The 18,928-nt window shown below is 67.8% G+C and carries 21 protein-coding genes and 1 pseudogene; 19 read left to right on the top strand and 3 right to left on the bottom strand.

The genetic code is table 11. The features are described from left to right. Positions 1 to 131: 131 nt before the first annotated feature. The 14 genes from tnpA (PLE19_13595) (at position 132) to PLE19_13530 (ending at position 12,549) form a co-directional block, all read left to right on the top strand. On the top strand, positions 132 to 584 hold the full coding sequence (gene tnpA / locus PLE19_13595; GenBank protein ID HPD15981.1) for an IS200/IS605 family transposase: 453 nt from the start codon (positions 132 to 134) through the stop codon (positions 582 to 584). Positions 585 to 820: 236 nt separating this feature from the next. Then, positions 821 to 1,621, top strand: a complete 801-nt coding sequence (locus tag PLE19_13590; protein ID HPD15980.1) for an alpha/beta fold hydrolase — start codon at positions 821 to 823, stop codon at positions 1,619 to 1,621. A 372-nt stretch (positions 1,622 to 1,993) separates the two neighbouring features. Then, positions 1,994 to 2,290, top strand: a complete 297-nt coding sequence (locus PLE19_13585; protein ID HPD15979.1) for a CopG family transcriptional regulator — start codon at positions 1,994 to 1,996, stop codon at positions 2,288 to 2,290. A gap of 21 nt (positions 2,291 to 2,311) precedes the next feature. After that, positions 2,312 to 2,962, top strand: coding sequence for a hypothetical protein (locus tag PLE19_13580; protein HPD15978.1), 651 nt, complete (start codon positions 2,312 to 2,314; stop codon positions 2,960 to 2,962). Positions 2,963 to 3,055: 93 nt separating this feature from the next. Beyond that, positions 3,056 to 4,624 carry a radical SAM protein gene (locus PLE19_13575; GenBank protein ID HPD15977.1) on the top strand — a complete coding sequence of 523 codons (1,569 nt, stop codon included), beginning with the start codon at positions 3,056 to 3,058 and terminating at the stop codon, positions 4,622 to 4,624. 158 nt (positions 4,625 to 4,782) lie between these two features. Continuing rightward, a complete protein-coding gene (locus PLE19_13570; GenBank protein HPD15976.1) occupies positions 4,783 to 5,820 on the top strand; it encodes an ABC transporter ATP-binding protein in 1,038 nt (345 codons plus the stop codon). After that, positions 5,813 to 6,709: an ABC transporter permease gene (locus PLE19_13565; protein ID HPD15975.1), complete on the top strand. Its 897-nt coding sequence runs from the start codon at positions 5,813 to 5,815 to the stop codon at positions 6,707 to 6,709. Before PLE19_13570 ends, PLE19_13565 begins: the two co-directional genes overlap by 8 nt. Continuing rightward, positions 6,706 to 7,506 (top strand): ABC transporter permease, encoded by an 801-nt coding sequence (locus PLE19_13560; GenBank protein HPD15974.1) that lies wholly within the window; start codon positions 6,706 to 6,708, stop codon positions 7,504 to 7,506. Before PLE19_13565 ends, PLE19_13560 begins: the two co-directional genes overlap by 4 nt. Before the next feature lie 2 nt (positions 7,507 to 7,508). After that, positions 7,509 to 8,558: a spermidine/putrescine ABC transporter substrate-binding protein gene (locus PLE19_13555; GenBank protein ID HPD15973.1), complete on the top strand. Its 1,050-nt coding sequence runs from the start codon at positions 7,509 to 7,511 to the stop codon at positions 8,556 to 8,558. 88 nt (positions 8,559 to 8,646) lie between these two features. Then, a complete protein-coding gene (locus tag PLE19_13550) occupies positions 8,647 to 9,357 on the top strand; it encodes a hypothetical protein (protein ID HPD15972.1) in 711 nt (236 codons plus the stop codon). 257 nt (positions 9,358 to 9,614) lie between these two features. Continuing rightward, the gene (gene tnpA, locus PLE19_13545; GenBank protein ID HPD15971.1) at positions 9,615 to 10,061 is read left to right on the top strand and encodes an IS200/IS605 family transposase; all 447 of its coding nucleotides are present in this window, start codon (positions 9,615 to 9,617) and stop codon (positions 10,059 to 10,061) included. Positions 10,062 to 10,113: 52 nt separating this feature from the next. Further along, on the top strand, positions 10,114 to 10,362 hold the full coding sequence (locus PLE19_13540; protein HPD15970.1) for a hypothetical protein: 249 nt from the start codon (positions 10,114 to 10,116) through the stop codon (positions 10,360 to 10,362). Between the two features lie 198 nt (positions 10,363 to 10,560). Further along, positions 10,561 to 10,974, top strand: a complete 414-nt coding sequence (locus PLE19_13535; GenBank protein HPD15969.1) for an archease — start codon at positions 10,561 to 10,563, stop codon at positions 10,972 to 10,974. A gap of 111 nt (positions 10,975 to 11,085) precedes the next feature. Next, positions 11,086 to 12,549 (top strand): RtcB family protein, encoded by a 1,464-nt coding sequence (locus PLE19_13530; GenBank protein HPD15968.1) that lies wholly within the window; start codon positions 11,086 to 11,088, stop codon positions 12,547 to 12,549. Between the two features lie 15 nt (positions 12,550 to 12,564). Here PLE19_13530 and PLE19_13525 read toward each other — a convergent pair whose 3' ends face one another. Further along, positions 12,565 to 12,984, bottom strand: coding sequence for a PIN domain-containing protein (locus PLE19_13525; GenBank protein ID HPD15967.1), 420 nt, complete (start codon positions 12,982 to 12,984; stop codon positions 12,565 to 12,567). Further along, positions 12,981 to 13,184 carry a type II toxin-antitoxin system VapB family antitoxin gene (locus PLE19_13520; protein ID HPD15966.1) on the bottom strand — a complete coding sequence of 68 codons (204 nt, stop codon included), beginning with the start codon at positions 13,182 to 13,184 and terminating at the stop codon, positions 12,981 to 12,983. Before PLE19_13520 ends, PLE19_13525 begins: the two co-directional genes overlap by 4 nt. Before the next feature lie 227 nt (positions 13,185 to 13,411). Here PLE19_13520 and PLE19_13515 point away from each other — a divergent pair, with 227 nt between their 5' ends. From PLE19_13515 to PLE19_13495, 5 genes and pseudogenes are all read left to right on the top strand, one after another. After that, entirely contained in the window at positions 13,412 to 14,215 is an 804-nt protein-coding gene (locus PLE19_13515) for a sugar phosphate isomerase/epimerase (protein HPD15965.1), read from the top strand. 220 nt (positions 14,216 to 14,435) lie between these two features. Further along, positions 14,436 to 14,828 (top strand): response regulator, encoded by a 393-nt coding sequence (locus PLE19_13510; protein ID HPD15964.1) that lies wholly within the window; start codon positions 14,436 to 14,438, stop codon positions 14,826 to 14,828. Continuing rightward, positions 14,825 to 16,132: a phosphopyruvate hydratase gene (eno, locus tag PLE19_13505; protein ID HPD15963.1), complete on the top strand. Its 1,308-nt coding sequence runs from the start codon at positions 14,825 to 14,827 to the stop codon at positions 16,130 to 16,132. The genes PLE19_13510 and eno overlap by 4 nt, the downstream gene beginning before the upstream one ends. A gap of 354 nt (positions 16,133 to 16,486) precedes the next feature. After that, positions 16,487 to 16,822 carry an HU family DNA-binding protein gene (locus tag PLE19_13500; GenBank protein HPD15962.1) on the top strand — a complete coding sequence of 112 codons (336 nt, stop codon included), beginning with the start codon at positions 16,487 to 16,489 and terminating at the stop codon, positions 16,820 to 16,822. An 802-nt stretch (positions 16,823 to 17,624) separates the two neighbouring features. Beyond that, positions 17,625 to 17,861 (top strand): annotated as a pseudogene (locus tag PLE19_13495) (four helix bundle protein). A 214-nt stretch (positions 17,862 to 18,075) separates the two neighbouring features. On the opposite strand, the gene panC reads toward PLE19_13495, so the two are convergent. After that, the gene (gene panC / locus PLE19_13490) at positions 18,076 to 18,924 is read right to left on the bottom strand and encodes a pantoate--beta-alanine ligase (protein ID HPD15961.1); all 849 of its coding nucleotides are present in this window, start codon (positions 18,922 to 18,924) and stop codon (positions 18,076 to 18,078) included. Positions 18,925 to 18,928: the final 4 nt, after the last annotated feature.

Below are 18,928 nucleotides of genomic sequence, written 5' to 3'. Positions count from 1 at the left end.
GAAGCCCTGGAAGGGCGGAATGGTCTGAAGCCCCGCAGGGGCGGAATGGGATAGCCCAGGGCGAAGCCCTGGGGACGCGATGGCCCACAACCTATGAAGCCCTGTAAGGGCGAAATGGACGGAGGGCAGGAATGGCCCAGTCCCTGGCAAATGTGCTCGTCCACCTGATCTTCAGCACGAAGAACCGGCGCCCGCTCATCCGCCCCGAGATCGAGCACGAGTTGCACGCCTACCTGGCCGCTGTGTGCCGCGAGATGGGCTGCCCGGCCCTCGATGTTGGCGGCACGGAGGACCACGTTCACATCCTCTTCTCGCTCTCGCGGACGGTCACGCTGAGCAAGCTCGACGAGGAGGTGAAAAAACGCTCATCGAAATGGATCAAGACCAAAGGCGAGGCCTTCGCCGACTTTGCTTGGCAGGCGGGTTACGGGGCCTTCTCGATTGGGCAATCGGGGGTCGCGGGCGTCAAAGAGTACATCGCCAGGCAGAAGGAACATCACCGCAAGGTGTCGTTCCAAGACGAGTTGCGGGCCCTCCTCCGCAAGTACCAGGTGGCATTCGATGAACGGTACCTCTGGGAATAGAGGCCTATTCCGCCCTTTCAGGGCTTGGCGATGGGTGTCGGATCTCTTCCCAGGGCGTTGCCCTGGGCTTCACCATTTCGCTCCTTTGGAGCTTCAGAGAGGAAAGAAAGTCCCGTATCCAGCGAAGCCCTGCAAGGGCGCAATGGGATAGCCCAGGGCAACGCCCTGGGACACGGACGGCCCCAACCCGTGAAGCTCTGCAAGGGCGAAATAACACAAGAGATCAGGAGAGCAGAATGCGCAGGCGTCGTTGGATCATGTGCGTTGTGGTGTTGAGCGTGGCACCGGTGGCAGCCGCAGGCAGCGGCCTGGAGGATCTGAAGACGGCCTTCGAGGCGCGGGAGTTCGCGGCCTCCGATGGCGGCAACCTGCTCTATCGCCTCCTGCGGCCGAAGGGCTACGACCCCAATAAGGCGTATCCCCTCGTGCTCTTCCTCCACGGGGCGGGCGGGCGCGGCGACGACAATTGGGGGCAGATCAAGGACCAGCCCGCGGCCCTCCTCGCCCTGGCAAGCGACGCCATCCAGGACAGGCACCCGTGCCTGGTCGTCGCCCCCCAGTGCCCGCCCGGCAAGCAGTGGGTGAACACGCCCTGGGGCAAAGGGTCCTACTCGCAGGAGAAGGTGCCGGTCTCGGCCGAGCTGAGGCGCGTGCTGGAACTCCTCGCCCAGCTTCGCACTGAGTTCCAGGTGGACGCCCGCCGCGTGTACGTCACGGGCATCTCGATGGGCGGCTACGGGACGTGGGACATCCTGGCGCGGGAGCCGAAGCTGTTTGCGGCGGGCATCGCGGTGTGCGGCGCGGGCGACCCGTCGCGGGCGACGAGCATCGCGAGGATCCCCGTCTGGGCGTTCCACGGCGACCAGGACGGCGTGGTGCCGGTGAGCGGCTCGCGCGAGATGGTGGAGGCGCTCAAGAAGGCGGGCGCCAGCCCGAAGTACAGCGAGTTCCCCGGCGTGGGCCACGGCTCGTGGGGGCCGGCCTATGCGACCAAGGACCTGTGGGAGTGGCTCTTCGAGCAGAAGCGGGCCGATTGAGCGCGCCGGTTCCTAACCCCGCCGAGATGCGGCCGCGGAGCGGCCAAGAGACCCGTCCCCACGCAGAGCGTAGGGACGAGGAGTGAGGACCGGCCAAGGGGCGCGTCCCCACGCAGAGCGCCGGGACGAGGAATGATCACAACCCTTCTCGCCCCTACGCTCCGCGTGGGGGCGAGTATCCGGACGCTCCCGCGTCCAACCCCGGCCTCCCGCGGGAGGTTACGGACTCTGGTTTCCAAGACAAGGGGTCGAGTGGGGAACCAGGCGCGAGGATTGGGAGGCCGTGGCCGCGCCGCGAATCGGGCTTGACAGGGCGGTAATAAAATGTAATAATATGCGGCGGCGGAGGAGAGTCCCGCAGCGAGTGCGGCCATGACAGCGAAGCGGCAGGGGCAGGAGATCATCACCTTCAAGAGCGACCCCGCGCTCGTGGCGGCCATGAGGGGCATCCCCAATCGCTCGGAGTTCATCCGAGCGGCGATCCTGGCCGCGCTCGACGGCGCGTGCCCCCTGTGCAAGGGCACGGGCATCCTGACGCCCGAGCAGCGACGGCACTGGGACGCCTTCGCCGCCGACCACGCGGTGAAGGAGTGCGACGAGTGCCACGCGCTGCACATGGTCTGCACGAACCGGCCGCGGCCCGCTCGCCGCGCGCATCCGCACTCCTGAACGCCTTTTGCGAGGCACATGATGAGCGAGAAGCACGACCACGGCGAAACCGGAGCCTCGAGCCTGCTGGCGATCGAGCTGCGGCACCACATGCCGTTCACGGCCCTCGGGGCGGCGAGCGGCATCGCCATCATGCTGGCGTTTGTCCTGCTCGAGGTGCCGCGCGGCCCGTCGGAGGTTCTCTTCGAGATCCTGCACCCGGCGCACGTGCTGCTGAGCGCGATCGTCACCACCGCGCTCTACCGCCGCTACCGCCGCAGCCTGCCGGCGGCCGTGCTGGTCGGGTTCGTCGGCGCCGTGGGCGTGGGCACGCTCAGCGACATCGTGTTCCCCTACCTGGGCGGGCTGGTCGTGGGCGCGCACATGGGCCACATTCATCTGGCGTTCCTCGAGGAGTGGTGGCTGGTGAACCCCGCCGCACTCGCGGGCGTGGCCATCGGCGCCTGGCGGAAGAAGACCCGGCTGCCCCACTCGGGCCACGTGTTCGTGAGCACCTGGGCGTCACTGTTCTACCTGACGTCGTACGGCGACGCCAACTGGCTGCCGCTGCTGCCGGTGATCTTCGTGCTGCTGTTCGTGGCCGTGTGGACGCCGTGCTGCTTCGGCGACATCGTGTTCCCCCTGCTCATCGCAGGCAAGAAGGCGGCGATGGAGCACGAGCACCAGCACTGAGCGGTTTCTCGTTGCCCCGGAGCGGTCATCCTGCTATAATTCGGGACATCGTCGGGGCCGTGGGTCCAGGGGCCGAAGAGGACTGGGTGCGTCATGCCTGAAGCCAAGATTGCCGGCTCGGATACCAGGAGCATCTGCCAGCACTGCCGCGAGAGCGTCCCCGCCGAACACCTCATCCGCGATGGCGGCGTCTACCTCAAGAAGCACTGTGCAAAGTGCGGCGACAGCGAACAGCTCATCAGCGCCGACGCCGAGCGCTGGCTGTGGAAGCGCGAGGTCTACCAGTACGAGCCTAGCATGGGCGCCGGCTGCTCGCTCTACTGCGACTCGTGCGGCCACGACCACAAGCCGCGCCTGCTGTTCATGGACCTCACGAACCGCTGCAACCTGAACTGCCCGATCTGCCTGGCGAACATCCCGGGCATGGGCTTCGAGTTCAGCCCGCCCACCAGCTACTTCGAGCGCATCTTCGCCGAGCTGGGCAAGCGCACCCCGCCGCCCCGCGTGGAGCTCTTCGGCGGCGAGCCGACCATGCGCGACGATCTCTTCGAGCTGATTGCCATCGCCAAGCGGAACAACGTGCCCGTCTCCATCGTCACCAACGCCGTCAAGCTGGCCGACGAGGAGTTCTGCAAGAAGCTGTGCGCGACAGGCGTGGATTTCCTGGTGGCCTTCGACGGCCGCGACCCGGCCACTTATCGCCGCATGCGCGGCACCGAGGTGATCCTCGAGAAGAAGCTCCGGGCCATCGAGAACATCGAGAAGCACAGCAAGCGCAAGCACACGCTGGTATGCACGCTGGCCCGCGACCTCAACGACAAGGGGATGCGCGACCACTTCGCCTTCGCCCACGAGCACCGCAAGCTCTTCCGCCGCCTGTTCTTCATCCCCCTCACCGAGATGTGGGAAGATGGGCGCTACGAGACCCGTGTGATGACCACGCCCGAAGACGTGGAGCACATCCTCGAGGAGGCGTTCCCCGGCGAGAACCTCGAGTTCTTCCCCGCCGGGCTGCTCGGCTACGTGCTGCCGGCCCTGCGGCTGTTCGGCACCGAGCGCATCCGCTTCGCCGGCGTGCACCCCAACTGCGAGTCGGCGGCGTTCGTCTTCTCCGACGGCGAGAAGTACGTGCCGCTCACCCACTTCCTCAAGCGGCCGCTGCACGACCTGCTGCCCGAGCTGGTCACGCGGGCCAAGCGGGTGAACCCGACGCTCGAGCGCCTGGCCCGCGGCGGCTGGTTCGCGCGCCTGCGCGGGCGGCTGCTCGTGCTGCGCACCTACGGCGGCCTGCTGCTGGGCGCGGCGAACTTCAAGAAGATCATGAAAGGCAGCCGCTTCTTCGGCCTCTTGAAGATCCTGGGCGGTCTGGCGATCGGCCGGCGCTTCTCCGAACAGCTCCGCAAGCACACGCACATCCAGGACGGCGTGCCCATCGTGATCCTGCCCTTCGAGGAGTGGCACTCGCTGGAGTCGGGGCGGATGAAGCGCTGCTCGTCGGCGTTCGTCTACCTCGACCCCGAGACCGACCAGGTGGCGTTCACGCCCTTCTGCATGTGGTGCCTGCACCGCCGCGAGATGTTCGCCAGGATCGCCCAGCGCTACGGCTCGGCGCCCTGGGCGAAGGCCCTGGCCGCGGCGCCCGCCGAGGCCGCCGCAAAGTAGGCGCTCGCCTCCCACGAGAGACCCCCGCAACCGCCGGAGAACCTCCCGCGGGTTCCCAACCCCTGGGAGGTCGGTGAGCGGTTGGCCGCTTCGGGAGGTTTGCCGCTTGACTCCCCTGCCCCATCTGGCACAATGGCGGCCAGAAAGGGCAACCGGCCATGCCTGAGGGCCGCGGCAACCTGCACGTCGAGGGCGTGACCAAGAGCTTCGACGGCACGCCCGTGCTGCGCGAGGTAAGCCTCGCGGTCGCCGGCGGCGAGTTCGTCACCCTGGTCGGCCCGTCGGGCTGCGGCAAGACGACGCTCATCCGAATCATCGCGGGCCTCGAGCTGGCCGACGCCGGCTCCGTGATCCTGAGCGGCCACGACATCACGCGCCTGCCCGCCCACCGCCGCTCGGTGAACACGGTGTTCCAGGACTACGCGCTCTTCCCCCACCTGAGCGTGTTCGAGAACGTGGCCTTCGGGCTGCGCAGCCGCAAGGTGCCGCAGGCCGAGGTGGCCCGCCGCGTGGGGGCGGCGCTCGACCTGTTGCGCCTGGGCGACTTCGCCCGCCGCCACCCGCACCAGCTCTCGGGCGGGCAGAAGCAGCGGGTGGCCCTCGCGAGGGCGCTGGTGAACGAGCCCGAGGTGCTGCTGCTCGACGAGCCGATGTCGGCCCTCGACGCCAAGCTGCGGGGCGAGGTGCGGCTCGAACTCCGCCGCCTCCAGCGCCAGCTCGGCAGGGCGTTTCTGCTCGTGACCCACGACCAGGACGAGGCGATGACCGTCTCGGACCGCCTTTTCGTGATGCGCGAGGGGCAGATCGAGCAGAGCGGCCCGCCTGCCGCGGTCTATGAGCGCCCCCGCACCCGCTTTGTCGCCGAATTCCTCGGCTCGGCGAATCTGATCCCGGGCACGGCGTCGGGCGGGAGCGTTGAGACGCGGCTCGGCGCCCTGACCCCGCGCTGCCGGCCGCTCTGGGAGGAGGGCACGCTGGCCATCCGGCCCGAACGGGTGCGACTCTGCAAGGAGCGTCCCGCCGCCAACGCCGTCCGCGCCCGGGTGCGGGAGGTGATCTACTGCGGCGACCACGTGGACCTCTTCATGGAGCCCGGACCGCTGCGCGTGCGGGCAGAGCCGGCCGCCGCCCTCCGCATCGGCGACGACACGTGGCTCGAGCTGCCGGCGGACCACCTGGAGGCGCTCGATGGCTGAGCTTCGGCGTGCAAATGTGCGCGCGCTGCCGCTGATCGTGTGGTACGGGCGCCTCGTGACGCGCCGCCGGCTCTGGGGCGAGGGCGCGCTGCTCGGCCTCGGCGCCGTGGTCTGGCTGCTGGTGCTTCTCGTGCTGCCGATGATCGCCCTGGTCGCCCTCGCCTTCGCCCAGCGCGGGCCGTACGGCGAAATCACCTGGGACTTCACAACAGAGAACTTCCGCCGCCTGCTCGGCTACGGGGCGTTCGGCTGGTCGGCCGACTATGTGCGCATCCTGGGCCGGAGCCTGTGGGTCGCCTTCGTGACGACCGTGCTGTGCGTGGCCCTGTCGTATCCGCTGGCCTTCTTCATCGCCGGGCGGTCGCGGGTGACCCGCTACGTGCTGCTCGGCCTCGCCATCGTGCCGTTCTGCACCAACCTGGTGATCCGCACGTACGGCTGGATGATGATCTTCCGCTTCGTGCCGGCGGAGGCGGGGTTGTATCCCGGGCCGTTCGCCGTGTTCGTGGGCATGGTCTCGAGCGAGCTGCCGTTCGCGCTGCTGCCGCTCTACGCGGTGGTCGAGCGGCTCGACTGGTCGCTGGTCGAGGCGGCGCGCGACCTGTACGCCTCGCGCCCCCGCGTGTTCCTGCATGCCATCGTGCCGCAGACGCTGCCCGGCCTCGCGGCGGCCACGATCCTCACGTTCATCCCCGCCATCGGGGCGTTCGTGGTGCCCGACCTGTTGGGCGGGGCGAAGTACATGCTCGTCGGCAACCTGATTCAGCAGCAGTTCGGCGCGAGCCGCGACCTGCCGTTCGGCGCGGCCGTGAGCCTCGCGCTGCTCATCCTCACGCTCGTCGGGCTCTTCGTCATTCACAGGCCGGCGCGCCAGGAGGCCGCGCGATGAGAAGCCGCATCCACCCGCTCGTGGGTCTGCTGGCCATCGCCACCTTCGTGCTGCTGTACGCCCCCCTGATGGCCGTGGCCGTCTTCTCGGTGAACGCTTCGCGCGTGGGCACGGTGTGGCGCGGGTTCACGCTGCGGTGGTATGCGCGCCTCCTTGATAACCCGGCCGTGCTCGAGGCCGCGTGGAACAGCCTGGTGCTCGCCGCCGCCTCTACGGCCATCGCCACAGTGCTGGGCACGGCGCTGGCCATGGCCCTGGCGCGATTCCCCTGGCCGAAGGGCGTGCGCCGCCTGCTCGATCTGCTGGTCTATCTGCCCGTGGTGACACCCGACATCCTCTTCGCCGCGGCCCTGGTGGTGGCCTACCAGTTTCTGCGCGCCGTGAGCGGGGCGTTCAATCCCGGCCTCTTGACGATGGTGCTGGGCCATGTGACGTTTCAGATCGCGTTCGTGGCGCTGGTGGTGGGCAGCCGCCTGGCGACGATGGGGCGCACGCTCGACGAGGCGGCGCGCGACCTCTACGCCACGCCATCCGTCGTCTTCCGCCGCGTGACGCTGCCGCTGCTCGCCCCGGGCATTGCGGCGGGGGCCATGCTGGCCTTCACGCTGTCGCTCGACGACTTCGTGATCAGCTTCTTCACGGCGGGGCCGGACTCCACCACCCTGCCGCTCTACATCTACGCCTCGCTCCGCCGCGGCATCACGCCGGAGCTCCACGCCTTGTCAACGCTCATCGTTCTTGCTACAGTGCTGCTCGTCGTGTCGCTGGAGGCTCTGACCCGCTATCGAAAGGATTGACCATGCGCCGCGTCGCCGCGTTGGCCCTGGCCGCCCTCGCCCTCGGCTGCTCGCAGGCCGAGAAGCCGAAGCCGCAGGTCACGGTCTACATGTACTCGGAGTACATTGACCCCGAGCTGCCCCGGGAGTTCGAGGCGCAGACGGGCATCCGCGTGCGCCTGGACGTGTACGAGGCCACCGAGGAGATGATGGCCAAGCTCCAGCAGGCCGGCGGTGCCAGCCAGTACGACGTGGTGGTGGTGAGCGACCACGCGATCCCCGTGCTGACCAAGCTCGGCCTCCTCCAGCCGCTCGAGGCGGCGAAGCTGCCGAACGCGAAGAACGTGAGCCCGCAGTTCGCCAACCCGCCGTACGACCCAGGCAGCAAGTACAGCCTCCCCTATCAGTGGGGCACGATGGGCCTGCTGTATCGCAAGGACAAGGTGCCGCAGGCCGCCGAGCTGTCGTGGTCGCTGCTGCTCGAGCCCGCGAAGCAGCCCGGCCTCTTCGTGCTGATCGACTCGATGCGCGACATGATGGCCGTGGCGCTCAAGATGCACGGGGCCTCGGTGAACTCGCGCAAGCCCGACGAGGTGCGGGCCGCGAGCGACCTCATCCTGGCGGCGAAGAGGAGCACGCGGTGCCTCGGCTTCGAGGGCGGCGTGGGCGGCAAGAACAAGGTGGCCGACGGCACGGCCACGCTCGCCGTGGTCTACAGCGGCGACGCCCTCAAGGCCTGCCAGGAGAACGACCAACTGGCCTATGGCGTGCCCAGGGAGGGCTCGATCATCTGGGTGGACGCCATGACCATTCCCGTGAATGCCCCGAACCCCGACGCCGCGCACCAGTTCATCAACTTCATCCTCGACGCCAAGGTGGGCGCGCGCCTCTCGGAGTTCACCTGCTACGCCACGCCCAACGCGGCCAGCCTGCCCCTCCTCAAGCAGGAGGACCGCGAGAACCCGGCCATCTATCCCCCCGAGGAAACCCTCAAGAAGCTCGAATACCTGGAGGACCTGGGCGACGACAGCAAGCTCTACGACGAGATCTGGACGGCGGTGAAGGCGCGATAGCGCGCACGCCATCCTTGACAAGCCCCCGATCCGGGTCTATGATGCCCATAGAGCATTCGCCTCGCCTGTGGGGAACAGGAGGAAACCGATGAACCCGCTCAAACTCAGCCTTCCCGTCACCGTGCTGCTCCTGGCGTGCTCGGCCTCCGCCGGCGAAGCCGAGCCCAAAGACAAGGAGAAGGGACCCGCGGGCCTGCGCCACGTGGTGATCATCCAGGACCGGGTGCCCGTGCAGTTCGAGCAGGCGCAGATCGGCGAGTTGAGCGAGGGAATGCGCGTGGAGATGCACGAGGCGCGCGGGGAGTGGTGCCGGGTGCGGGCCCTCTTCGGCCAGGCCTGGTTCGAGGGCTGGATCCGCACGGCCATGACCGCGCCCGACTCGCTGGCCGACGTGCCGCTGAAGATCGCCCCTGCGTGGCCGGTGGACGTCTACCGCGACCCGTTCGACGCCCGCAAGGACCACATCGTGCCCGGCCAGCAGCTCCTCGAGGTGCGCGTGAAGTTCGAGCCCACCGACAAGAGCCCGCAGCGCGTCTATTTCTCCTGGGCCGACGAGCGCACCGCCGACGTGATGTTGCGCTATGGGCGCGACGGCAAGTCGCTGCCCTACGGCTTCGTGCGCCGCATCGCGGGCATGACGCGCTCGACCTTCGACCGCGAAGAGAAGAAGCAAACCCTGCTCCTCACCCCCGGCGAGGCCACGATCGAGACCTACGTCTTCGTGGTCCCGCCGCGCGCCCGCGAGTTCGACCTCGTGCTCAAGGACGTCACCACCCGCGTGCCGCTGAGCCGGCGGTGAGTTCTGCCATCCCTGCGGGACGAACAGGGGGCCGCTATCAACCGATGCTCTCCCCCAGCATCGGTGCTCATAGATCGAGCCTGGCCTCTCAGTCGTCAAGCGCCGGCGGGACTTGGCTGCGGCTTCGGGCGTCGAGGCACGGCGGTGAAACGGCCGCTCTCTGTCGCGAAGCGACGGCAGGATTTGGCCGGCGGCTTCAGCCGCCGGACCTCGAGACTCACGAAAGGCAGTCCCGAAGGGACAGCACGAGAGAAGGCGTGGCTTACACGAGCCTCATGTACCATATCGTGTTCTCCACCAAGGAGCGGCGCCCGCTCATCACCCCCGAGGCTCTGCCCAGAACCTGCCAGTACATCGGCGGCATCATCCGCAACGCCGACGGACAACTGCTCGCAGCCAACGGCACCCGAGACCACATTCACCTGGCCGCGATCGCTGGCCCGACCCTCGCCCTCGCCAAGTTCATCCAGCTCATCAAGGGCAACTCCTCGAAGTGGATCCACGAGACGTTCCCCGAACTCAGGGATCTGTACTGGCAGGAAAGCTACGGCGCCTTCACCGTGTCGTCTTCGGGGCTTCCTCGCCTGATGGCCTACATTCAGGCCCAGGAGGAACACCACAAGGCCGTAGACTTCCGCCAGGAGTTCATCGCCTTGCTCAAGCGACACGGCGTGGCCTACGACGACCGTTACATCTGGCGGTGACGCACTACCGTCCCTTCGGGACTGCCTGGTGGGCGTCCGTGGGGGTCTCTGTGTGGCCAACAAGCGACTGATGAACGGGCTGGCGCTCGCGAACGCACTCCTGATGTTCGGCCTGAGCTTCCACTACTCGGAGGTGGTCCACGGCTCCGTCTACGTGGGCAACCCCAACCATGGGAAGGTCCAGAGGGCAAGACGGATGCGAGAACTCAGACTGGCTACGGAGGCCCTGGAGAAGTTTGCGGAGATGGACAGCATCACACATCCCGCGGGGCGGCTCGCCGATGCAGCGTTCGTTGCATAGGATCGCAGGAATTTCGAGAGCATTGCGTTCGAGTGGCCGCGGGTTGAGGTCTATCCGCTCCGGCACTCGCTTCTCACGCAACTTTACCGGCGGACCAGCCGCCCCGTCGATCTGTGGTTCCTCGGTGGGACGCTGAGAGACGCTGCCGATCGACTGGAGTGGCGCGACCGACCGACGAGTTGAGGACTGGAGCCGCCCGTGCACTCCTTCGACTTCCTCGACCACACGGCCGACGTGGGCATCCGCGCCCGCGGCGACTCGCTGCCCGAGCTGCTCGCGGCCTGCGCCGAGGGCATGTTCGCCATCCTCGTCGAGGCCGGCGAGGCTCGCGAAGAGCTGGCCGCCGAGATCGCCCTCGAGGCCGACGACGCCGAGGAACTCGTCCACACCTGGCTGCGCGAGCTGCTCTTCCGCTTCAGCGCCGAGGGCTTCCTGCCCCACCGCTTCGAAATCGAGGCGAGCGAGACCCATCTCCGCGCCCGCTGCCACGGCGAGCGCTTCGACCCCGGCCGCCACCGCGGCGGCACTGAGATCAAGGCCGTCACCTATCACGGCTTCCGGGTGGAACGGACGCCGGACGGCTGGCTCGCCGACGTGCTCTTCGACGTTTGAGGTATAATGAAGGGGGATGGGTGGATACATGGATGGTTGCCAAGCGGCTGTTTCACCCATCCATTCATCCAGCCCACCCATTCATCCCCCATCCTCACAGGAGTTGCCTCCATGAGCGATAGAGCCTGGCACGGCCCCCTCGACCGCCTGGACGACTGCCGCTGGCGCATTCCCCGTTCGTACAAGCACGGGATGCTCACCGACGGTGTGATCTACGCCGACGACGCGATGATCCAGCAGGTGATGAGCGACAACGCGCCCGAGCAAGTGGCCAACGTGGCCTTCCTGCCCGGCATCGTGGGCCGCTCGATGGCCATGCCCGACATCCACTGGGGCTACGGCTTCCCGATCGGCGGCGTGGCCGCCACCGACCCCGACGAGGGCGGCGTGGTCTCGCCCGGCGGCGTGGGCTATGACATCAACTGCGGCGTGCGCCTCCTCCGCACGAAGCTCACCGAGGACGCCGTTCGCCGCGATCTCCGCGGCCTCGTCGCGAAACTCTTCGCTACCGTGCCCTGCGGCGTGGGCAAGAGCGGCCACATCCACTTCTCGCCGTCCGAGGAGCGCAAACTCGTCGCCGAGGGCGCGCGCTACGTCGTCCGCAAGGGCTACGGCCGGCACGAGGACATCGCCCACACCGAGGCCGGCGGCTGCCTCGAGGGCGCCGACCCCGACCTGGTGAGCGACCGCGCCTACCAGCGCGGAGCCGGCCAGTGCGGCACCCTCGGCTCCGGCAACCACTTCGTCGAGGTGCAGGTCGTGGACGAGGTGTACGACCAGGCCGCGGCCGACGCCTTCGGCCTCGGCGTCGGCTCGATCACCGTGATGATCCACTCGGGCTCGCGCGGCTTCGGCTACCAGGTCTGCGACGAGTACGTCCACTCTCTGGTCAAGGCCGCGCAGCGCTACCAGATCGGCCTGCCCGACCGCCAGCTCGCGTGCGCGCCCGTCAACTCGCCCGAAGGCCAGCGCTACCTGGGCGCCATGCGCTGCGCCGCCAACTACGCCTGGGCCAACCGCCAGGCCCTCATGCACCTCGTGCGCCTGGCCTTCGAGGAGTTCTTCAAGGCCAGCCCCAACGAGCTGGGCATGGACCTCCTCTACGACGTGGCCCACAACATCGCCAAGATGGAGCGGCACACGGTGGGCGGGCGCGAGCGCACGCTGTGCGTCCACCGCAAGGGCGCCACACGCGCCTTCCCGCCCGGCCATCCCGAGCTGCCGCCCGAGTACCGCCATATCGGCCAGCCCGTCATCATCCCCGGCGACATGGGCCGCAACTCCTACCTCCTCGTCGGCACCCAGAAGGCGATGGAGGAGACGTTCGGCACCACCTGCCACGGCGCCGGGCGCGTCATGTCGCGCGGTCAGGCCATCCGCACCGCCCACGGCCGCGACGTGGCCAAGCGCCTCGAGGACAAGGGCATCATCGTGCGCGGCACCGACTGGAAGGGCCTGGCCGAGGAGCAGCCCGCGGCCTACAAGGACGTGAACGAGGTGGTGGACGTGGTGCACCGCGCCGGCCTCTCGCGCAAGGTGTGCCGCATGCGGCCGCTGGGCGTGATCAAGGGGTAAAGCGGGGGATCGGGCTCAGAGGGCGGGCCGGTGCAGGCGGATGGGGAGATGGCGGGCGTAGCAGGCAAAGTCGCCATCAGTGGTGAAGATGGCAACGTCGCGGCGCAGGGCAACGGCGCAGATGAGGAAATCCGCGGACGAGCCCGCGATACCCTTGCTTTGGCAGAAGTTGAAGCACCAGGCGGCGCGTTCATAGTCCTCGGCGGATAGCCGCTCGTCGGGGAACGCGCGGAGCGCCAGGCGAAGCTTGGCGAATGCCCCCTCGTTCCTGATTCCTGATAGGACCTCTTGCCGAATCGGGCCAAGCAGCATGACCTCCCTCCGACGGATGAGTCCGGCCCACTCCGCGACCAACAGGGTCTCAGTGCTGTTGAGGTGCTCGCGCTTGCGGCGCAGGGCGAGCGACCAGACCGAGGTGTCAACGACCACGCTCACCGCGGCCCCCTCCGCGCGGCTTTGTAGTCGTAGGAGGGGTCGTAGTCTATCGTCCCCGCCAGGTCCAGAATGCGAAGCTGCCGCCGATACTGAATGTACTCCTTGAGCGCGGTCGTGACGGCTTCTTTCTTTGTCTTGTGCCGGCCAATCCGCCGCGCCGTCTCGATCAGCCTATCGTCCAAGGCCAGATTCGTCGCCATCGTCGTGTCCTCCCTGCCAGGGGCTCCCTGCGTACCCTTCGCCACCGGTATCCAGTCTACACATTGCTATGTGTAGCGTCAAGTGGTGCCGCGCGGCCCGGATGCCCTTGTGAGGGGGAGCCGGCCCACGCTTTGACAGGCGGGGAGCGGAGTCGTAGAATATGGGCCTACATTGGCCAGCATTGGGCAGGCCAGGCGCAAACACGAGGGTGCATAAGGAGAATCGGATGGCCCTTCCGCTCGGGTTGCAGCTCTACTCGCTGCGCGAAGCCGCCGCGAAGGACTTTCCCGGCGTGCTGGCGAAGGTGGCCGACATGGGCTACGCGGGCGTGGAGTACGCGGGCCTGCACAACATGAAGGCGGCCGACGTGGCGAAGATCGTGGCCGACCTCGGCCTGATCGCCGTCTCGGCCCACATGCCCTGCCCCGACAAGAACAACTTGAACCAGGTGGTGGACGACGCGAAGGCCCTGGGCATCGGCTACATCGTGACCGGCGGCTGGATCGATCAGTTCAAGGACGCCGAGGCCATCAAGGCGTTCGCGGCCAAGGTCGAGGCGGGCGCCGAGCTGGTCGCGCCCTACGGCCTCAAGGTCGGCATCCACAACCACTGGTGCGAGTTCGACCACCTGGTCGAGGGCAAGCTGCCCCACGCCCTCTTCATGTCGCTCACGAAGAAGGCGTTCGCCCAGCTCGACATCTACTGGACGAAGTTCGGCGGCACCGACCCCGAGAAGTACCTGCCGATGCTCAAGGGCCGCGTGCCGTTGCTGCATGTCAAAGACGGGACGCTCGAGAAGGACAAGGACGGCCGCCCCTGCACGCCGCACACGGCCGTGGGCGCCGGCAAGGTGAACATCCCGGCCGCCGTGAAGGCCGCCGAGAAGGCCGGCACCAAGTGGCTGCTGGTCGAGCTCGACAACTGCGCGACGGACATGGAGGCCGCCGTGCGCCAGAGCGCCGAATACCTGATCAACGAGGGCCTCGCCGAAGGCGCCGGCTGCTGCGACGACGACTGCTGCTGTAGCTGAGCGGCGCGTGCGCCCTCACGCACACCCCCGACGCGGCCGCCCCCACACGGGCGGCCGCGCGCATGTCGGCAGCGGTCGGCCGCCGGTGGCTGCGCCGGATCGAGCCCGGTGTGCGGCGGCCGAGGGCCCCGTCCGCACTCCGCCGAACTTGACCGGGCAAGCGTGCTCGGTATAATAGGCAGTGTGTCCTCAGGGCCGGAGCGTGTCGAGGAGCCTCGCCATGGCGCGCAATGAGCGGATTCTGGTGGTGGACGATGATCCGGATACGCTTCAGTTGATCGCCACCCTGCTGGCGGGCGAGGGCTACGCGGTGGAACGAGCGACGGATGGGCCGTCGGGCATCGCGAAGGCCAAGGCGCAACTCCCCGATCTCGTGCTGCTGGATATCGCCATGCCGGGCATGGACGGCCTGGCGGTGTGCGACAAGCTGCGCTTCGACCCGAAGACGCGCGATGTGCCGATCATCTTTCTGTCGGCGAAGGGCGACGACGATACGGTGGCGCTGGCCTCGGTGCTGGACGCCTACGCCTTCATCCGCAAGCCCTTCAAGCCCGAGGAACTGCTCGGCGAGGTGCGGAACTGCCTGAACATCTTTGGGAGAAAGAAACCGTGACCATGATCGTCGGCGTCAAGGGGCGTGAGATTCTCGACTCGCGCGGCAACCCCACCGTCGAGGTCGAAGTGGAGCTGGAATGCGGAGCCGTGGGCCTCGCGGCCGTGCCGTCGGGCGCCTCCACGGGCGAGAACGAGGCGGTAGAGCTGCGCGACGGCGACAAGGCCCGCTACGGCGGCAAGGGCGTCACCAAGGCCGTGGCCAACGTCAACGAGGTCCTCGCGCCCGAGCTCGTGGGCACCGACGCGCTCGACCAGGCCGGCATTGACACGCGGATGTGCCAGCTCGACGGCACGCCGACCAAGGCCAACCTGGGCGCGAACGCCATCCTGGGCGTGTCGCTGGCCGTGGCCAAGGCCGCCGCGAACGCCCTCGGCCTGCCCCTCTACCGCTACATCGGCGGCACCAACGCCCGGGTGCTGCCTGTGCCCATGATGAACATCCTGAACGGCGGCAAGCACGCCGCGAACAACGTGGACCTCCAGGAGTTCATGATCATGCCCTTCGGCGCGCCCAGCTTCCGCGAGGCGCTCCGCATCGGCGCCGAGGTCTTCCACAGCCTCAAGAAGGTCCTCAGCAAGCGCGGCCTCTCGACCTCCGTGGGCGACGAGGGCGGCTTCGCGCCCGACCTGAAGTCGAACGAGGACGCCTTGAAGGTGATCATGGAGGCCATCGAGAAGGCCGGCTACAAGCCGGGCGAGGACGTCTTCATCGCCCTCGACCCCGCGGCCAGCTCCTTCTACGGCGAGGATGCCAAGGGCCGCGGCATCCGGGCCCCCGGCAAGTACGTGCTCGCCTCCGAAAACCGCCAGTTGTCGGCCGAAGAGATGATCGCCTTCTACGCCGACCTGTGCGACCGCTACCCCATCCGCTCGCTCGAAGACGGCTTGGCCGAAAACGACTGGGCCGGCTGGCGCAAGCTCAACGAAGCGCTCGGCGCCAGAATCCAGATCGTGGGCGACGACATTTTCGTCACCAACGTCAAGTTCCTCCAGCGCGGCATCGCCGAGGGCACCGCGAACTCCATCCTCATCAAGGTCAACCAGATCGGCACCCTGAGCGAGACGCTGGACACCATCCAGCTCGCTCACACCCACGCCATGACCGCCGTGGTCTCGCACCGCTCGGGCGAGACCGAGGACGCGACGATCGCCGACATCGTGGTGGCCGCGAACACCGGGCAGATCAAGACCGGCTCGGCCTGCCGCAGCGACCGGATCGCCAAGTACAATCAGCTCCTGCGCATCGAGGAGGAACTCGGCGCCCAGGCCCGCTACGGCGCCGCCCTCTGGCGCAAGAGGTAACCGTCGAGCTTCCCCCTTCGCACCCTCAGGCCCTGCGGACGCCCCGCGACCCGCAGGGCCTCTTCATGCACCCGACGCCCACCCGACGCCCAAACACCATAAGTTCATGAAATTTATGATTTTTCGTTGCAAAACGGCGCGGGCCATGCTACAATTCCCATACCCCCGGAACATGGCTACATGTGTCAACGCCTGACGGCGTAAGCGCTGTGCTGCCACAATGCTTAGCATCAAGCGCGAAGACATAAGTGCGTGAACTCTGGGGACCCACAGGCAGGACGGCCAGCCGCTCCGACCCGCCTGGCGTATCGTGCTGCCGGGGCACCGCGGCTGCCAGAGAAAGGGGGCTCGCCGATGGGAACGACGACGAAGAAGGAACTCACGAACACCATTGCCGAGAAGCTCAAGCACCGTCAGATGCTCGTGCGGGACATCGTTCAGGCCTTCCTCGACGAGTGCATCAACGAACTCGCCAACGGCAATCGCCTCGAGTTCCGCGACTTTGGCGTCTTCGAGACGGTCTCGCGCGCCGCCCGCAAGGCCCGCAACCCCAAGACAGGCCAGGTCGTCGAAGTCCCCCCCAAGACCGTGGTGGACTTCAAGATGGGGAAGCGGATGAAGGGGATCATCAACGACCGCCGCGCCGGCGCGCAGGCTGCGGCTCAAGCCAACGCGGCACCGCAAGTCTAGAAGACCCAAGGGCGTCCTTCACCCGCACGTGGTCGTGGGGTGCGCGTTCACAGCGCCCATTGATACGCCGCGGCTTGGTAGCCGCCCCCACGGCTCGCATCTCAATCGCGGCTCCCCAGGGTTCAGCAATCCCGTCGCGCGAGCCGTCGGAGAGCGCGGGACTGGTGTTGAAGCGTCAGTGCGGCCACACCGCAACCATATATCCCACAATGCTTTACGCTCCCGGCCATTCCCCCTCCCATACTTGCTCATCCCCCAGGTGAGCGCGAATGGCCGGAACCGCGAGGATCGCCGATCCTCGCCCTTCTACCCATACTTGCTCACCTCCCTCCTCTCAGGGTTGAGCAAGTATGGACAGGGTGCACCCACCACCCACCCGGGAGAGCCCTCCCGCAGACCCGCCAGACCCCCAGGAACCCTGATTGACGGCCGCGAGCAAGTCATTCAGGCCATCGAGGCCAAAGCACCTCAGGTCTGCCGCCCTCGCGGTCCAGCGAGACCCATCAAGTGGCCTAGACCTCCCAACACGACACCCGCCCCCTCCGGCGCTCGAGCCCGCTTCGGGGCAGGGTCAAGCGACGCTGCCGGGCCTGGTGCCGTCCTTGAAACCCAGGCCCTGCCGTGCGAAGATAACGCCGATCGAGCGCGAGGCCCTGGCGCCACCGGCAGAAGCGAGCGGTTGGCTTCCTGGACAGGAGGGGCTGAGCCAATAGACACTATGGACAAGATGGACAGGCCCATCCCGCCCCGATCCATCCTGTCCATACTGTCCATCATGCCCATTCCCCCAGGAGCCCCTCGAATGAAGCTGCCCCCCTCGCCCGACCTCATCCTTCCTCCCCACGGCGGCTACCGGCGCCTCAAGAGCTTCCAGGTGGCCCAGCTCATCTACGACCTCACCGTCCGGTTCTGCGGACGCTTCATCCCCCCAAGCAGCCGCACCCATGACCAGATGGTCCAGGCCGCCCGCTCCGGCGTCCAGAACATCGCCCACGCCAGCCTCGAGGAACTCCGCCGCGACTACGAAGACTTCCTCCGCCACCACCGCCTCGCGCTTTGGGAGCTGCACGACCCCCGCCTCGCCCGCCTCATCGCCCTTCGCCCCACCACCGCCGACGATGTCGCCCAATGGGCAGAATCCACCAAACACTGCCACCCGTCCATTCCGTCCATCGTGTCCATCTCTCATGCCGGAGCGCCCACCGCCGACGCCCTGGCTTCAACGCGCAGCTTCGCGGCTGCCTCGCACGCGATCACGGGGCAAGAATGAGGTTGTCAATGAGGCGGGTGCCGGCGATGCGGACGGCGAGAAGGGCCACCACAGGCTTCTCGACGACGGCCACAGGGGCCAGCGTCTCGGGGTCGGCGATCGCGATGTAGTCAATCTCGCACGGGCCGGCGGCAACGATCTCCGAGCGAATCACATCGGCGAGCTTCGCGGCGCTGCGCTCGCCGACGGCCGCGGCGGCGCGGGCCCTCTCCAGCCCGCGCGAGAGGCTCGCCGCCTGCCGCCGCGCGGCGGCGTCGAGATAGCGGTTGCGCGAGCTCATCGCCAGGCCGTCGGCCTCGCGCACGATGGGGCACACGACCAGCTCCATCGGCAGATCGAGGTCGCGCACCATGCGCCGCACGAGGAGGGCCTGCTGAAAGTCCTTCTGGCCGAAGTACGCGCGATCGGGCTGCACGATATGGAAGAGCTTGAGGCACACGGTGAGCACGCCGCGGAAGTGCGTGGGCCGGTGCTCGCCCTCGAGGCAGCGGGCGGTCGCATCGTCCTGGATCACCCACGTGGCGGCGCCCTCGGGGTACATCTCGGCAGGGGCGGGGGCGAAAACGGCGTCCGCCCCCACGCTCGCGCACAGGCGGCGGTCGCCCTCGAGGTCGCGCGGGTAGCGGGCGAGGTCCTCGGTGGGGGCGAACTGGGTGGGGTTGACGAAGATGCTGGCGACGGCGAGGTCGCATTCGGCCTTGGCGCGGCGCAGGAGGCTCAGGTGTCCCTCGTGCAGCGCGCCCATGGTGGGCACGAAGCCCAGGGTGCGGCCCGCGGCTCGGTGCGGCCGAAGGAAGGCGCGAAGGGAGGCGATGGTCGTGAGGATTTCCATCGAA

This window comes from Planctomycetota bacterium (assembly GCA_035384565.1).
Lineage (GTDB): Bacteria > Planctomycetota > PUPC01 > DSUN01 > DSUN01 > DAOOIT01.
Note: the sequence above shows the minus strand (reverse complement) of the source record. Positions and strands in the feature narration are given on the sequence as shown.

Bases quoted from the DNA above. Each gene is read 5' to 3' on its own strand.
- tnpA (HPD15981.1), top strand. From the start codon at position 132: ATGGCCCAGTCCCTGGCAAATGTGCTCGTCCACCTGATCTTCAGCACG.
- PLE19_13590 (HPD15980.1), top strand. From the start codon at position 821: ATGCGCAGGCGTCGTTGGATCATGTGCGTTGTGGTGTTGAGCGTGGCA.
- PLE19_13585 (HPD15979.1), top strand. From the start codon at position 1,994: ATGACAGCGAAGCGGCAGGGGCAGGAGATCATCACCTTCAAGAGCGAC.
- PLE19_13580 (HPD15978.1), top strand. From the start codon at position 2,312: ATGAGCGAGAAGCACGACCACGGCGAAACCGGAGCCTCGAGCCTGCTG.
- PLE19_13575 (HPD15977.1), top strand. From the start codon at position 3,056: ATGCCTGAAGCCAAGATTGCCGGCTCGGATACCAGGAGCATCTGCCAG.
- PLE19_13570 (HPD15976.1), top strand. From the start codon at position 4,783: ATGCCTGAGGGCCGCGGCAACCTGCACGTCGAGGGCGTGACCAAGAGC.
- PLE19_13565 (HPD15975.1), top strand. From the start codon at position 5,813: ATGGCTGAGCTTCGGCGTGCAAATGTGCGCGCGCTGCCGCTGATCGTG.
- PLE19_13560 (HPD15974.1), top strand. From the start codon at position 6,706: ATGAGAAGCCGCATCCACCCGCTCGTGGGTCTGCTGGCCATCGCCACC.
- PLE19_13555 (HPD15973.1), top strand. From the start codon at position 7,509: ATGCGCCGCGTCGCCGCGTTGGCCCTGGCCGCCCTCGCCCTCGGCTGC.
- PLE19_13550 (HPD15972.1), top strand. From the start codon at position 8,647: ATGAACCCGCTCAAACTCAGCCTTCCCGTCACCGTGCTGCTCCTGGCG.
- PLE19_13530 (HPD15968.1), top strand. From the start codon at position 11,086: ATGAGCGATAGAGCCTGGCACGGCCCCCTCGACCGCCTGGACGACTGC.
- PLE19_13520 (HPD15966.1), bottom strand. From the start codon at position 13,184: ATGGCGACGAATCTGGCCTTGGACGATAGGCTGATCGAGACGGCGCGG.
- PLE19_13515 (HPD15965.1), top strand. From the start codon at position 13,412: ATGGCCCTTCCGCTCGGGTTGCAGCTCTACTCGCTGCGCGAAGCCGCC.
- PLE19_13510 (HPD15964.1), top strand. From the start codon at position 14,436: ATGGCGCGCAATGAGCGGATTCTGGTGGTGGACGATGATCCGGATACG.
- PLE19_13500 (HPD15962.1), top strand. From the start codon at position 16,487: ATGGGAACGACGACGAAGAAGGAACTCACGAACACCATTGCCGAGAAG.
- panC (HPD15961.1), bottom strand. From the start codon at position 18,924: ATGGAAATCCTCACGACCATCGCCTCCCTTCGCGCCTTCCTTCGGCCG.